This is a genomic window from Nocardia sp. bgisy134, assembly GCF_057708325.1.
Window position 1 is genome coordinate 211,797 of the sequence record NZ_JBYIRW010000014.1, and the last position, 13,873, is coordinate 225,669.

At 70.9% G+C, this 13,873-nt stretch carries 11 protein-coding genes; 7 read left to right on the forward strand and 4 right to left on the reverse strand.

Annotation, left to right across the window (positions count from 1 at the left end; translation table 11 throughout):
- The first annotated feature begins 1 nt into the window (after position 1).
- The 4 genes from AC3ERS_RS24495 to AC3ERS_RS24510 all read left to right on the forward strand — a co-directional run bounded on the left by AC3ERS_RS24495 (position 2) and on the right by AC3ERS_RS24510 (position 6,266).
- On the forward strand, positions 2 to 1,351 hold the full coding sequence (locus AC3ERS_RS24495; RefSeq protein WP_431970413.1) for a GNAT family N-acetyltransferase: 1,350 nt from the start codon (positions 2 to 4) through the stop codon (positions 1,349 to 1,351).
- Positions 1,352 to 1,426: 75 nt separating this feature from the next.
- On the forward strand, positions 1,427 to 2,806 hold the full coding sequence (locus AC3ERS_RS24500; protein WP_431970414.1) for a glutamate-1-semialdehyde 2,1-aminomutase: 1,380 nt from the start codon (positions 1,427 to 1,429) through the stop codon (positions 2,804 to 2,806).
- Positions 2,803 to 3,942 (forward strand): glycosyltransferase, encoded by a 1,140-nt coding sequence (locus AC3ERS_RS24505; protein WP_431970415.1) that lies wholly within the window; start codon positions 2,803 to 2,805, stop codon positions 3,940 to 3,942. Before AC3ERS_RS24500 ends, AC3ERS_RS24505 begins: the two co-directional genes overlap by 4 nt.
- 296 nt (positions 3,943 to 4,238) lie before the next feature.
- Positions 4,239 to 6,266 carry an SDR family oxidoreductase gene (locus tag AC3ERS_RS24510; RefSeq protein WP_431970416.1) on the forward strand — a complete coding sequence of 676 codons (2,028 nt, stop codon included), beginning with the start codon at positions 4,239 to 4,241 and terminating at the stop codon, positions 6,264 to 6,266.
- Positions 6,267 to 6,279: 13 nt separating this feature from the next.
- Here AC3ERS_RS24510 and sigJ read toward each other — a convergent pair whose 3' ends face one another.
- Positions 6,280 to 7,203, reverse strand: coding sequence for an RNA polymerase sigma factor SigJ (gene sigJ / locus AC3ERS_RS24515; protein WP_431970417.1), 924 nt, complete (start codon positions 7,201 to 7,203; stop codon positions 6,280 to 6,282).
- Positions 7,204 to 7,380: 177 nt separating this feature from the next.
- On the opposite strand from sigJ, the gene AC3ERS_RS24520 reads away from it, so the two are divergent.
- From AC3ERS_RS24520 to AC3ERS_RS24530, 3 genes are read left to right on the forward strand one after another with little or no spacing between them, the layout of a single operon-like run.
- Positions 7,381 to 8,490 (forward strand): amidohydrolase family protein, encoded by a 1,110-nt coding sequence (locus AC3ERS_RS24520; RefSeq protein WP_431970418.1) that lies wholly within the window; start codon positions 7,381 to 7,383, stop codon positions 8,488 to 8,490.
- A gap of 30 nt (positions 8,491 to 8,520) precedes the next feature.
- Positions 8,521 to 8,907 carry a hypothetical protein gene (locus tag AC3ERS_RS24525; protein WP_431970419.1) on the forward strand — a complete coding sequence of 129 codons (387 nt, stop codon included), beginning with the start codon at positions 8,521 to 8,523 and terminating at the stop codon, positions 8,905 to 8,907.
- Positions 8,889 to 10,472, forward strand: a complete 1,584-nt coding sequence (locus AC3ERS_RS24530; RefSeq protein WP_431970420.1) for a multicopper oxidase family protein — start codon at positions 8,889 to 8,891, stop codon at positions 10,470 to 10,472. Before AC3ERS_RS24525 ends, AC3ERS_RS24530 begins: the two co-directional genes overlap by 19 nt.
- 107 nt (positions 10,473 to 10,579) lie before the next feature.
- Here the strand turns inward: AC3ERS_RS24530 and AC3ERS_RS24535 are convergent, their stop codons facing one another.
- The 3 genes from AC3ERS_RS24535 to AC3ERS_RS24545 all read right to left on the reverse strand — a co-directional run bounded on the left by AC3ERS_RS24535 (position 10,580) and on the right by AC3ERS_RS24545 (position 13,572).
- Positions 10,580 to 11,185: a cutinase family protein gene (locus AC3ERS_RS24535; protein ID WP_431970421.1), complete on the reverse strand. Its 606-nt coding sequence runs from the start codon at positions 11,183 to 11,185 to the stop codon at positions 10,580 to 10,582.
- Positions 11,186 to 11,419: 234 nt separating this feature from the next.
- A complete protein-coding gene (locus AC3ERS_RS24540) occupies positions 11,420 to 12,433 on the reverse strand; it encodes a zinc-binding alcohol dehydrogenase family protein (protein WP_431970422.1) in 1,014 nt (337 codons plus the stop codon).
- Between the two features lie 275 nt (positions 12,434 to 12,708).
- On the reverse strand, positions 12,709 to 13,572 hold the full coding sequence (locus AC3ERS_RS24545) for an expansin EXLX1 family cellulose-binding protein (RefSeq protein WP_431970424.1): 864 nt from the start codon (positions 13,570 to 13,572) through the stop codon (positions 12,709 to 12,711).
- Positions 13,573 to 13,873 lie beyond the last annotated feature (301 nt).

Sequence of the window (13,873 nt, forward strand, 5' to 3'; positions counted from 1 at the left end):
CGTGTCCGACAAGCAGCCATCGCTGTCGCGCATCCGGCTCGGTCCGGTGGTCCTGCACGGCGCCACAGTGGTGCTCCGCCCGCCCCGGATCGCCGATCACGGGCAGTGGCGCCGGATCCGGTTGCGCGATCGGAGCCAGATCGAACCGTTCTGGTCGAGCTCCCCGCTGGAGTGGCACGAACGGCACACCGCGAGACTGTGGGTGCGCGAATGCCTGGCGGTACGCGAGGAGTCGCGCGCCGGGCGGCGGGTGGCGATGGTGATCGAGGTGGACGGCCGTTTCGCCGGACAGGTCGAGCTGATCTCGATCGACACCGGAACGGGCAGTGCGGAACTCGGCGTCTGGGTGGACTCGGAGGTGGCCCGGCACGGCATCGGCGGTCTGGCGGTGGCGATGGTGCTCGACTTCGGTTTCGGGCCGGTCGGATTGCAGCGCATCACCGCACCGATCTCACCCGCCAACGTCGCGACCGCGAGCGGAGCCGTCCGGCTCGGGTTCCAGCGCGAGGCCATGATGACCCGCTACTTCGACGCAGGGGGCGCCCGGCGCGATCACGAACTGTGGGCGCTCACCGCCGCCATGGTCCCGCCGGGTGGCTTCGCCGCCGCCTGGGTGCGCGGGCACCGCGCCGACCGTTCGGCGCCGAGGCCCCTGCCGCCGACCGCCGAGCGCACCGGCCCACCCATCGACACGGGCACCGTGATCGCCGCCGCGGCACGGCATTACGCGGGACGCGTGCTGCACCTGATGGATCCGCTGCGCGCCCCGCGCGTGCCGCCGCTCAGCGACCGGGACCAGCCGCGCGTCGTCCTGCGCAAGCGGCGGCTCGCGGACGGCCGGCAGTGGCGTGCGGCCCGGCTGCGGGCCAGGGCGGCACTGGACCCGAATGCCGAAGCGCCGCATTCGACGTGGGCGGACGCGCACACCCGGGGGCACTGGCTCCGCGAGGTGCTGCGGTCCAGACCCGGGCTGCGTTCGACGGCGGGCCTGGTGCTCGCCATCGAAGTGGACGGCGCCTACGCGGGCGAGTGCCGCCTGTTCGATCTGGACATGTTCGATCGCAACGCGCGCATGTTCGTCTGGACCGATCCCGCGCTCGGCGGCGACACGGACCGGGTGCGCACCGCCGCCACTCGGCTGCTCGTCGCCTACGCCTTCGACGCGCTGGGGCTGTGCCGCATCGCCACCGCGATCGAACCGCAGGACCGCGACGCAGCGGCCGTCGCCGCCCGGATCGGCATGGTGCGGGAGGGCAGGATGAGCCGGTTCGTCGGGGCCACCGGCCGCCGCGCCGACCACGATCTGTGGGCGGTCACGGTTCCGGACGACACGGCGTCGCCCCGGACGTAGAGTTGTGCGCAGAATCCTTCGCGCGCAACCACTTTCACTGTGCGCGCGATCGCACGGGGAAGCCAGGAGATCGGTATGGAGCACCGCACGGCTGAGGAACCGGCCCCGCGACATCGCGGGTTCACGCGCAGCAACGAACTCCAGGCGCGCCTGCACGACCTGGTGCCGGGCGGCGCGCACACCTACGCACGCGGCCCCGACCAGTACCCGGAGTCCATGGCGCCGATCCTGGTGCGCGGCAGCGGCTGCCGGGTCTGGGACGCCGACGGCAACTGCTACATCGAATACGGCATGGGCCTGCGCTCGGTCACCCTCGGCCACGGCTACCGTCCGGTGCTGGACGCGGTGGCGGCCGCGATCGCCGACGGCGTCAGCTTCAGCCGTCCCACCGAGCTGGAACTGCTTGCCGCACAGGACTTCCTGGATCTGGTCCCGGGCGCCGACATGGTGAAGTTCGCCAAGAACGGCTCCGATGCCACCACCGCGGCCGTCCGGCTGGCTCGCGCCGTCACGGGGCGCACCGTGATCGCGGTCTGCGACCAGCCGTTCTTCTCGGTGGACGACTGGTTCATCGGCACCACGCCGATGGCCAGCGGCATTCCCGCCGCCGCGGTGGCCGAGACGATGCGGTTCCGCTACAACGATCTCCCCTCGCTCGCCGCGGTCCTGGAGACCGAGGCCGTCGCCGCGGTGGTGATGGAGGCGGCCACCGCCCTCGCCGAACCGGACCCCGGCTTCCTGGAAGGCGTGCGCGAACTCTGCGACCGGCACCGCACCCTGCTCGTCTTCGACGAGATGATCACCGGATTCCGCTGGTCGGCGGGCGGCGCGCAGGCGGTGTACGGCGTGCGGCCCGACCTGTCCTGCTGGGGCAAGGCCATGGGCAACGGTTTTCCCATCTCCGCACTGGCGGGCAGGCGCGAGCTGATGGAGCTGGGCGGCCTGCGCACCGACCGGGAGCGGGTGTTCCTGCTCTCCACCACGCACGGCCCGGAATCGTCGTCGCTGGCGGCCTTCCGCGCGGTGGTGCGCGAGTACGCGACCGGCGATCCCGTCGCCCGTATGGAACACGCGGGGCGGCTGCTCGCCGACGGGGTGAACGCCGTCGCCGCCGAACTCGGCATCGCCGAACACCTCGAGGTGCTCGGCAGGCCCTCGTGCCTGATCTTCGCCACCCGCGACGCCGACGGCGAGCCGTCGCAGGCCTTCCGCACGCTGTTCCTCCAGGAACTGCTCGAGCGCGGTGTACTGGGCCAGTCCTTCGTCACCTCCGCGGCGCACACCGAAGACGAGGTGGCGCAGACGATCTCGGCCTGCCGTGAGGCGGCGATCGTCTATCGCAAGGCGATCGAGCAGGGCAGCGTCGACGGACTGCTGCACGGCAGGCCCGTCGCCCCCGCACTGCGCAAACACGCCGAACCGCGCCGGATCGACACCGGGCAGGCGGGCGCGTGACCGAGCCTCCCGCGCCGCGAACCGTCACCGCACCGCGCATCGCGATCGTCCACGAACGCTTCACCGAATACGGCGGCTCCGAGGCGGTGGTCGCCGAGCTGCACGAAACCTGGCCCGGCTCCGAGGTTTTCGCCCCGATCGTCGATCCGGAGGGCATCCGTCCGCCGCTGAGCCGCGTGCACGACACCTGGCTCAGCCGCGTCCACGCGGCCACCGGGCGGCGCTCGCACGCCCCGCTGTTGCCGCTGGCGCCGCGCGCACTGCGCGGCCTGCCGCTCGACGGACGGTTCGACGCCGTCGTCATCAGCCACCACGCCTTCGCCACCCAGGCCGCGTTCGCGACCGAGGCGCCGACCATCGCCTATGTGCACAGCCCGGCTCGCTGGGCCTGGGAGCCCGGCTTCCGCGCCCAGGAGGCGGGCGGGCCCGCGGGCCGGTTCGCTCTCACGGCTCTCGGCGCGCTGGCCCGCCGGTGTGAGACGCGCGCCGCGCCGCGCCTGACGCACGTCATCGCCAACTCGCATGCCGTCGCCGACCGCGTCCGCGAGTGGTGGGGGCGGCCCGCCACGGTGATCAATCCGCCGGTGGACATCCACCGCTTCACCCCCGATCCCGCGGTGGCGCGCGAGGACTTCTTCCTCTTCGCGGGCAGGCTCGTGCCGTACAAGCGGCCCGACCTGGCGATCCGCGCCGCACGGCGGGCGGGCTGCCGCCTGGTGATCGTCGGCGGCGGACGCTTCCGCGCACACCTCGACACGCTCGCGGGGCCCGAGACCACCTTCCTCGGCCCGGTCTCGGACGAGGTCTTGCAGGACATGTACCGGCGTTGCCGCGCGCTGCTCATGCCCGGCATCGAGGATTTCGGCATCATCCCGGTCGAGGCGATGGCCTGCGGCGCGCCCGTGCTCGCCGTCGGACTCGGCGGCGCGCTGGACACCGTCCGGCCCGGCGTCACGGGCGGCTACGTCGAACCGGGTCCCGACGGCGCGGTGACCGCCGCCCTCGCCGCGGCCATGACGGATTTCGACCCGGCCGCCTACGATCCCGCCGAAATTCGCGCGCACGCCACCACATTCGCCCCGGCGGCGTTCCGCGCTCGGATAGCCGACGCCGTCGCGAGCATTCTGGTCAATTGACCAAGTGAGCCGGACGGTTGCCCGAAAGGAACCGCCACACCGGGTAACTAGAAAGACCTGTAACACATACCGTTTGACCTGGGGTGACGGTGAGCATTCCCACACGGCGGTCGACGCCGATCAGCTTGCCCCGCCGACGCTGAACCGATTACAGTTTCCTATAAGTCAGGACGAAGGTGTTCCTACTTTCGGCCCGACCGCTGTCACCGGGGGCCGATTCGTTGACTCCGCATTCACCGCCGCATGCCGGATCAATGGTGCGCGACAACAGGTTCGAGTGAACAGCAGGAGGGACGATGGTCTCGTACATCGTGACGGGCGGAACCGGATTTCTGGGTCGACGGGTCGTGCAAGGGCTGCTGGATACCGATCCCGAAGCGATCATCCACGTGCTCGTCCGCGCCGAATCGTTAGCCAAGTTCACGGAATTGGCCGAGGGCTGGCACGGCGGCGAACGCGTCTTCGCCCTGGTCGGCGATCTCACCGCCGAGCGGCTCGGCCTGCGTGATCAGGCGCCGAAGGCCGATCACGTGATCCATCTGGGCGCGGTCTACGACATGACCGCCGACGAACACACCGCGCACGCCGCCAACGTGGCGGGCACCCGCTCGGTGATCGCGCTGGCTCGAGAGCTCGACGCGGTGCTGCACCACGTGTCCTCGGTCGCGGTCGCCGGCGACCACAAGGGCAAGTTCTTCGAGGAGGATTTCGACCTCGGCCAGAACCTGACCTCCCCGTACCACCGCACCAAATTCGTCGCTGAACAGCTGGTTCGCGAGTCGCGCGGGGTGCGCTGGCGGGTGTATCGACCGGCGATCGTGGTCGGCGACTCCCGCACCGGCGAGATGGACAAGATCGACGGCCCGTACTACTTCTTCTCCGCCATCGCCAAGCTCGCGGCCCTGCCGTCCGACCTGCCGATGCCGCTGCCCGACCTGGGCGCCACCAACATCGTCCCGGTCGACTACGTCGCGGCGGCCATGGTGGAGCTGGTGCGCAAGTCCGGCCTCGACGGCCGCACCTTCCACCTGGTGAACCCGCGGCCGCAGCCGTTCGACGCCGTGTACGGCGCACTCGCCGCGGCGGCGGGCGCACCCGCAGGCATCGGCCCCGTGCCGGGCAGCGGGCTGGCGCTGCACGGTCTCGCGCAGCTGCCCGGCGTGCCCGCGGTCCGCGATTTCCTGTTGGCGCAGTTGGGAATTCCCCCGGAGGTCGCGCCGCACACGTCCTTCTCCTCGGAGTTCGTCTCGGACTCCACGCAGGCCCAGTTGCGCGGCAGCGGCTTGTCGGTGCCGTCGTTCGAGAGCTACGCCGCGCGGCTGTGGCAGTACTGGCGCGCGAACCTGGATCCGAACCGGGACCGCCCGGCCGACAGCGGCGACCCGCTGTCCGGACGGATCGTGCTCATCACCGGAGCCTCCTCCGGCATCGGCCTGGCCACCGCGCACGCCGTGGCACGGCGCGGCGCCACCGTGCTCATGGTGGCGCGCGGCCGCGCCGACCTGCTCGCCGCGGCCGAGTCGGTGCGCGCGGAAGGCGGGGCGGCGCATACCTATCCGTGCGACATCACCGACCCCGAGGCCGTCGACGGCCTGGTGAGCGCGGTGCTCGCCGACCACGGCCACGTCGACTACCTGGTGAACAACGCGGGCCGCTCGATCCGCCGTGCGGTGGCGAACTCCACCGACCGGATGCACGATTTCGAGCGGACCATGGCGGTGAACTACTTCGGCGCGGTGCGGCTCATCCTCGGCCTGCTGCCGTCGATGCGGGCGCGGCGTTTCGGTCACATCGTCAACATCTCCTCCATCGCGGTGCAGACCAAGGTCCCGCGCTTCGCCGCCTACGTGGCCAGCAAGTCGGCGCTGGACAACTTCAGCGAGATCGCCGCCGTCGAGAACCGGGACGCGGGCATCACCTTCACCTCGGTGCGGATGCCGCTCGTGCGCACCCCGATGATCGCGCCGACCGACCTGTACCGCTCGCTGCCGGTGCCGGATCCCGACCGGGCCGCGGCCATCGTGGTGCGGGCGCTGGAGGACCGGCCGCACCGCATCGACACCCCGGTCGGCACCTTCGCCCAGGCGGTCGATCTGCTGATGCCTTCGGTGAAGCGCACGATCATGCATCAGGGCTTCCGCATGTTCGGCGAATCGCATGCGGCACAGGGCGTCTCGACCGAGGTCCCGGTTTCCCCCGGTGCCGCGGAGGACAGCTCGGGGCGCGGCCCGCTCACCCTTCTCGCGCCGGTGCTGCTGCCGCTGATGGCACTGCCGAACCCGGCGGCCAAGGTCGCGCGGGTGGTGCCCGGCCTGCAGTGGTAGACCGGGCCGCGGCTCAGCGGATGTGCGTCAGCTTGTCCGGATTGGTGACCGAGTAGATGCCGCGCACGGTGTCCTCGGCGGTCACGTCCAGCACGACGACGGCCAGCGGGGCGTCGCCGTCGAAGAGCACCGCGCACGGATCGGTGCTGACGGCCCGGTACCGAACCCGGTAGCCGGGCCGCAGCCCGCGCGCCACGTCGGCGAACAACCGCGCCACCGCGCCCGCTCCGTGCACCGGGCGCAGGCTGGTCGCGGGGCCGCGCTCGCCGCCGTCGGTCCACAGGGTGACGTCGGGGGCGAGGACGGCGAGCAGGTCCTCGAGGTCGCCGCCCATCGCCGCTTCGACGAACCGTTCGGTCACCCGGCGCCGCGCCTTCGGATCGGCGTGCCCGCGCGGACGACGGGCTTGCGCGTGACCGCGGGCGCGGTGCGCGATCTGGCGCACCGCCGCCGGTGTGCGCCCGAGGATCTCGGCGATCTCGGTGTGCGGGTACCCGAACACCTCGTGCAGCACGAACACCGCGCGCTCCAGCGGGGTCAGCGATTCGAGGAGCACCAGCAGCGCCATCGAGAACGCCTCGGTGCGCACCACGCGGTCGGCGGCGTCGGGCTCGGGTTCGGTCTCGCGCACCACGGGCTCCGGAAGCCATTGTCCGACATAGGTTTCCCGTCTCCGGATCATCGCGTTGCGCCGCGCGAGCGCCTGATTCACGGCCACCCGCACCAGGTAGGCGCGCGGGTTGGCGATCTCCTCGGCCGACAGCGCCGTATTGCGCGGCGCCAGCGACAGCCAGGTCTCCTGTAGCACGTCCTCGGTGTCGGCGACGCTGCCGAGCATCGTGTAGACCACCGAGAACAGCAGCTCGCGGTGTCGCACGAACACTTCTGTCGCGGCATCGGTATCCATGGCGCTGGCGCCCGCGGGCCGGTGTTCCATCACATCTCCCTGTCTACGCTCGCTCGTCTCGAGCATGAGAGGGCCGCGCCGCATCGGGGTGTGACGCGGCGCGGCCATCGAGTGATCCATCTCACTCGAACGTCACACTCGCGCCTCTCCCGCGACTCCTGAGGTCCGTACGCGGCGCCCTGCCGCCGAGAACGAAGGAGAGCACCGATGCGCACCGTAATTCGCGACGTCCGACTGTTCGACGGGGAGAAGACCAGCACCGACGCCACCGTGCTGATCGTCGACGACCGCATCGCCGGCTACGACGGCGGCACCGCCGACGTCGAGATCGACGGCGCGGGAAAGACCTTGCTGCCGGGATTGATCGACGCGCACACCCACGTGTTCGGCGACGACCTGGCCGAGGCGCTGCGCCACGGCGTCACGACCGAACTGGACATGTTCTGCCTGCCGAATCACCTCCCCGCCCAGCGGGCGCTGGCCGCCGAGCGGGACGACGTCGCCGACTTCCGCAGCGCGGGCACCCTCGCGACCGCGCCAGGCGGACATCCGAGCCAGCTGCTCACAGCGCCCGGGATGGACGCGCTCGATGTCGCGCCGTTCGACACCATCGAGCGCCCGGATCAGGCCGAGGATTTCGTGCGCGCCCGCATCGCCGAGGGCGTGGACTACCTGAAGATCGTCGTCGACGACGGGGCGGTGCACGGCACGCGGCTTCCCGTGCTCGGCGCGGACACCGCGGCGGCGCTGGTCACCGCGGCGCACGCGGCAGGGTTGCGCGTCCTCGCGCACGCCGTCACCGCCGCCGAGGTGCGCATCGCACTGGACGCGGGAGTCGACGGGCTCGCGCACGTGTGGACGGACGAGGACACCGCGCTCGTCGACCGCGTCGCCGCGCAGGGTGTCTTCGTCGTCTCCACGCTGGTGTACTTCGCCGCGATCGGCGATCCGTCGGCGCAGACACCGGACTGCGCACGGACCGGAACACTCGACGGCGCCACCCGGGTCGCGCGCGCACTGCACCGCGCGGGCGTTCCGCTGCTGGCCGGTACCGACGCCACGCCGTTCGTCCCCGCGCACGGCGTCGACCTGCACACCGAACTGCGCATGCTCACCGAGGCGGGACTCACGCCGGAGCAGGCCCTCGCCGCGGCGACCAGCCTGCCCGCCCGGCATTTCGGGCTCGCCGACCGCGGCCGGATCGCGCCGGGGCTGCGCGCCGACCTGCTGCTGGTCGACGGAGATCCCACCACCGACATCACGGCGACAACCGCGCTCGCGGAGGTCTGGCGGCGCGGCGTGCGCCAGGCCCGCTGATCCCGCTTCATCCTTCCGGTAGGAGAATTCGTGACCGAATCCCTTGCTCCGCCCCGCTTCTGGCCACTGGCGCTGTTTCGAGCCTGCACCGCCGTCGCGGCGCTGCTCGTGCTGAGCCAGGCGCTGCTGGCGGGCGAGTTCTTGTCCGGGCACTTCGAGGCGCTGGCGGCACACGGCCGCAACGGCGGCGTCGTGGCGGTGTGCATGGTGCTCCAAACCGTCGCCGCGATCCTGTTGTGGCGCTTGGGTTCCGGCCCGTCGTGGCCGGTCCGGACCGGTGTCGTGCAGACGGTCATCGCGGGTGCGCTCATCCCGCTGGGTGAACAGCGGATCCTCGCCGTGCACGTGCCGCTCGCCGTGGGGCTGTCGATCGGCACCGCACTGCTGACAACTTGGGCGTGGCGGTGGCGCGCGTGAACCGGATGAGCCGACGCGGATTCCTGGCGGCCGGGGCGGGCCTCGGCGTCGCGGCGACCTTGGGTGCGGCGGGCGTCCGGGGCGGCCTGCTGCTCACGCCAGGACAACCCGGCCGCGTGCTGCCGAGCGCGGCGCCCCTGCCACCGGCCTTCCAGGCGCCGCTGCCCGTCCCCGCCGTCCTCGCACCGGTGCGCAGCGACGCGGAAGCGGACTACTACGAAATCGTCCAGCGCGAAACGGATCTGGAGATCCTGCCCGGTCTGCGGACACCGGCCTGGACCTACGGCGGAAGCTTTCCCGGTCCGACCATCCTGGCGCGATCCGGCCGTCGGTCGGTGGTGCGCCACCGCAACGAATTACCGCACCCGGTGGTCGTGCACCTGCACGGCGGGCACACCCCGGCCGACAGCGACGGCTACCCGATGGACGTCATCCTCCCGCACGGTGCGACCGCGGCCACGAGCGTGCACCACGGCGACCACGGCGCACCTGCGGCCGGGTACACGAACTCCCACGGCGAGCGCGACTATCACTATCCGAACGACCAACGCGCGGCGACACTCTGGTATCACGACCACCGGCACGGCTTCACCGGTCCGGCGGTCTGGCGCGGACTCGCCGGGTTCCACCTGATCACCGACGACGAGGAGGCCGCGCTCGGGCTGCCCACCGGCGACCGCGACATTCCACTGATGATCGCCGATCGCTCGTTCGCCGAGGACGGTTCCTTCGCCTATCCGCAAGCCGATCCGGCGCTGCACACCCCCGGCGTCACCGATGCGTACATGAACGGTGTGCTCGGCGACGTCGTGCTGGTCAACGGCGCGCCGTGGCCGCGCCTCGAGGTCGATCCGCTGCGCTATCGGTTCCGGCTGTTGAACGGTTCCAACGCCCGCCGCTATCGTCTGGCGCTGGATCCGCCACCGCCGGGTGGTGGCGGGTTCGTCCAGATCGGCAGCGACGGCGGGCTTCTCGAACGGCCCGTCGCCCACGACACGATCGACCTCTCTCCCGGCGAACGGGTCGACCTCGTCGTGGATTTCGCGCTCTACCGTCCGGGAACGCGGGTGCTGATGCGCAACGAGTTCGGGACCGGACGCACCGCCGAGGTCATGTGCTTCGACCTCACCGGGTCATCGCGGCGCGACGACAGCACCGTCCCCGAGCGGCTGAGCCGGATCGCCGCGCTGGACCCGAGCGCGGCGGTCGCGGTGCGCACCTTCCATTTTCAGCTGCGCGAACACGGCTGGGCCGTCAACGGCAGGCTCTACGCACCGGGCGAGCCGCTGGCCAGGCCGAAGCTCGGCTCGGTCGAGATCTGGCGTTTTCTCACCGATTTCCACCACCCGGTGCACGTCCACCTCGATCCGTTCCAGGTGATCGGGCGCAACAACCGCGCACCCGGCCGATTCGACGCGGGCTGGAAGGACACCGTCGACCTGCGTCCCGCGGAGGCGGTCGAGGTCGCGGTGCGCTTCACCGACTATCCCGGCCCGTTCATGCTGCACTGCCACAATCTCGAGCACGAGGACATGGCGATGATGGCCGACTTCGTCACCGAATGACCCGAATTCGGTTCGTGGACAGCAACATTCACTGCGGCGAGCGTGCACACAAGTGTCGGGGCCGACGTTGCCGCCGGCCCCGACGTCCCGGATTTCCCGGCCGGTGCTCAGACGTGGGCGGCCGCGAAGTCCGCGGCGGGCCACATCGCCCAACCGTAGTTGCCGTGCGCCGCCGGATCGAAACCGCCGCCGCACACCGGGTCGCCGCCGGTGCAGTAGTTGGCGGTGCGCCAGGCGTACAGCCCCGGCACGTTCCATCCGATCAGGCGGACCGGATCACCGAACAGCAGCACCGCGGCGATCCTCGATTCCAGCTCGTACGGCAGGACGTACATGCCGGGCAGCACGGTCACGATGCCTGTGCCGAGCACGCCGTGCGTGACGACCGCGCCCTGCGAGTAACCGACCAGAATGAACCGCTGATCCGGGCACATCGCCGCCTGGGCCATGATGTGCGCGGTCATGTCCCGCGTGCCATCGCTCACCGAGGATGGAACGAGCAGGTCCGCCGGGTAGTTCACCGCATACGCGGTGGAGTCGACCGGAAGCGTTTGGAGCAGTGTGCCGTACAGCGGATCGCCGACCACACTCCCCAACCACCCCGGTTCCCCGGTACCTCGGGCCACGACCACGTCCACTGCAGCACACGCGTCGGCTGACGCCGGTGTGCCGAGACTTGTCGCCGCTCCGACCCCCGCTACGAGCAATAGCACTGCGAATGCCCTTGCCAGAGGCCTCTTTCGGAACAGATTTACCTTCCGGTTCGCCATGATGATCACCCACTCACGCCGTTGTGAGAACACCGAGTGACGGTTGTCAGTGACAATCACTCGGCTATATCCGCGAAGGTAAGAACGGCAGTGAGTTGCGTCAAGCAACTCGATCCAAGCGAGACCGAGTCATCGCACAATCGTTGTGCGAGTGGGTTGCCCGGCGCGGCGAGGACGCTACGGGACGAGAACCGCTGCGCCCGTGAACCGCCCGTGCGCCAGGTCGGCGAGCGCCCGATCCGCCCTGTCCAGGGAGTACCCCTGCGTCGTCACGGTTATCCGGTGTTTTTCGGCCAGGGCCAGGAACTCCCGCGCATCGGCGCGAGTGTTCGCCGTGACCGAGCGAATTTCCCGCTCCTGGAACAGGTGTCGCTGATAGTTCAAGGCCGGGATGTCGCTCAGGTGGATCCCGGCGATCGCGAGCACGCCGCCGCGGTCCAGCGCCTCCAGCGCGGGCAGTACCAGCTCGCCGACGGGCGCGAACAGAATCGCCGAATCCAACGGCGCCGGTGGCGGTTCCGCGGCGCCCTGCACCGAGGCGGCGCCGAGCTCGCGGGCCAGCTCGCGAGCGGCCGGATCGCGGGTCATGACGTGCACTTCGGCGCCGCGAGCCAGTGCGACCTGTGCCGCGATGTGCGCGCTGCCGCCGAAGCCGTAGATGCCGAGCCGCCCGCCCTCGGGAAGGGAGGCGCGTTGCAGCGCGCGGTAGCCGATGATGCCCGCGCACAGCAGCGGCGCGGTCTCGGCGTCGTGGTACCCGGAGGGCAAGTGGTGCGCGAAATCGGCGGGGACGGTGGCGAACTCGGCGTAACCGCCGTCGGCGTCCCAGCCGGTGTAGCGCGACTCCGGGCAGAGGTTCTCGGCGCCGCGCAGGCAGTAGCGGCAGGTTCCGCAGGTGTGGCGCAGCCAGGCGATGCCGACCCGGTCGCCCGGCGCGAACGCCCGCCCGGCCGACGCCGTCACCTCGGGACCCAGCGCGACGACTTCACCCACCACTTCGTGGCCGGGCGTCACACCGACCCGATGCACCGGGAGGTCGGCCTCGGCCACATGCAGATCCGTGCGACACACCCCGCAGGCGAGCACGCGCACCAGCAGTTCTCCCGCGCCCGGCTCGGGCGCGGGTTCGCGCACCAGATCGATCGGCCCGTCGTCGATCGGGCCGGGGCGGCGGACACGCCACGCGATCATCGGTTCACTCCGAATCACCTCTTCGCGATGTGACGGGGCTCGGACCAGTCTGACACGATCTCGCCGCGGCGGGCGCACTCCCGGCTACTCCCCCGGCCGGACCGGCCACGTCGCGCGTCCATCGTCGCACCGAGCCAGAAACGAGCGGCTCGGCACCGGCTGGACGTCCGATCTCCCAGACGATGCCGCGATCGCGGCGAAGTTCACTCGCTCTCACCCGGCCAGGCCAACGGCCGGACAATTCCGCGGCGATGTGGCGTTCGCGGGGCTTCGTGCTAGCGAACGCAGAGCGACGGGGCGGCGATCGAATTCTGGGCGCGCATCGGCGAGGTGACGGGCACGACGATCGGCGCGGGGTCGGCGGCGGCCGAGTAGAGCCGCACGCCGGTCTGACGTTCGCCGGAATCGATTGTCACCCCGATGATCTCGGCTTCGTGCCCGTACGCGTCGGTGATCCGCGCGATGAACGGTCCCGTTCCGGCCCCGACGAGAGTCCAGTAGTTGTCCATGCCGCGCGTCAGCTCGCGCCACTGCTCGCCCGCCTCGTCGCGCAGCGCGACCTGGCGGATCGGGTTGCCGGTGCCGGTGATCAGCAGGGACAGCCACCCTCTCGTCGAATCCGGTTTCACCGCGTAGCCGAGTTCGGGGGCGGGCTCGGGATCCCGCACCAGCCGATAGCTGATCTGCGCGACGCCGTCGGCGCGGTCGGCGATCCGGTCGAACGCGGCGATGCTCAGATCCAGCTGCCCCGGAGCGCATCCCGGGCAACGATCGGCGACGAGCACGCGTACCGCTCCGTGCGGACCGCGGACGTCGAGGTGGCCGCCGCACAGGTCGGCCCGGCCGAACTCCGCGGTGGACAGCCCGGCGTAGAGTCCGTCGGCGGGGAGGTCCTCGAACGAGCACGCGACTGTCGACTTGGACGAGTAGTACCGCGCTTCACCCGGCATCGGCGGCAGCGGCGGCCAATGTCGCGCGGGCACACCGGAACTGCCTCCGGTCGCAGGCGACCACGTCGGGAGGGTCTGCACGCCGCCATCCGTTGCCGGCTCGCACGTGACCGCTTCGGGCCGCGTCGCCCACACCGCGACGCCGACCACCGCGATCACCGTGCCGACGACCGACCACACCCAGCCCATCCGAAAATTACGCTGCCGTATCGGTATTCGATGCACGGCCGTCCCCGGCTTCCAGCTCGCCCCGCTCGCGGACTGTCGATCCTGACTCGACAAGGAAACCAGCAGAATTCATACCGCGCGGCCCGAACGGAAATTCTTCAGTGTGCAAGGCTCGAACCAGGGCAAACCACAAGCAAATAGCCAGGATTCACGCGGGGGCGGGACCGCGGAACCGGAAAAGATCCGATGCCCCTCGGGCGTACCTCCGCGTCCGCTCCGGCCGCGCGACGAGCTGTCGACGAAATCGGCCCGACAGCGCCCC

Excerpts from the sequence above, each read along its gene's own strand:
- AC3ERS_RS24500 (WP_431970414.1), top strand. The coding sequence starts at position 1,427 with ATGGAGCACCGCACGGCTGAGGAACCGGCCCCGCGACATCGCGGGTTC.
- AC3ERS_RS24510 (WP_431970416.1), top strand. The coding sequence starts at position 4,239 with ATGGTCTCGTACATCGTGACGGGCGGAACCGGATTTCTGGGTCGACGG.
- sigJ (WP_431970417.1), bottom strand. The coding sequence starts at position 7,203 with ATGGAACACCGGCCCGCGGGCGCCAGCGCCATGGATACCGATGCCGCG.
- AC3ERS_RS24520 (WP_431970418.1), top strand. The coding sequence starts at position 7,381 with ATGCGCACCGTAATTCGCGACGTCCGACTGTTCGACGGGGAGAAGACC.
- AC3ERS_RS24540 (WP_431970422.1), bottom strand. The coding sequence starts at position 12,433 with ATGATCGCGTGGCGTGTCCGCCGCCCCGGCCCGATCGACGACGGGCCG.
- AC3ERS_RS24545 (WP_431970424.1), bottom strand. The coding sequence starts at position 13,572 with ATGGGCTGGGTGTGGTCGGTCGTCGGCACGGTGATCGCGGTGGTCGGC.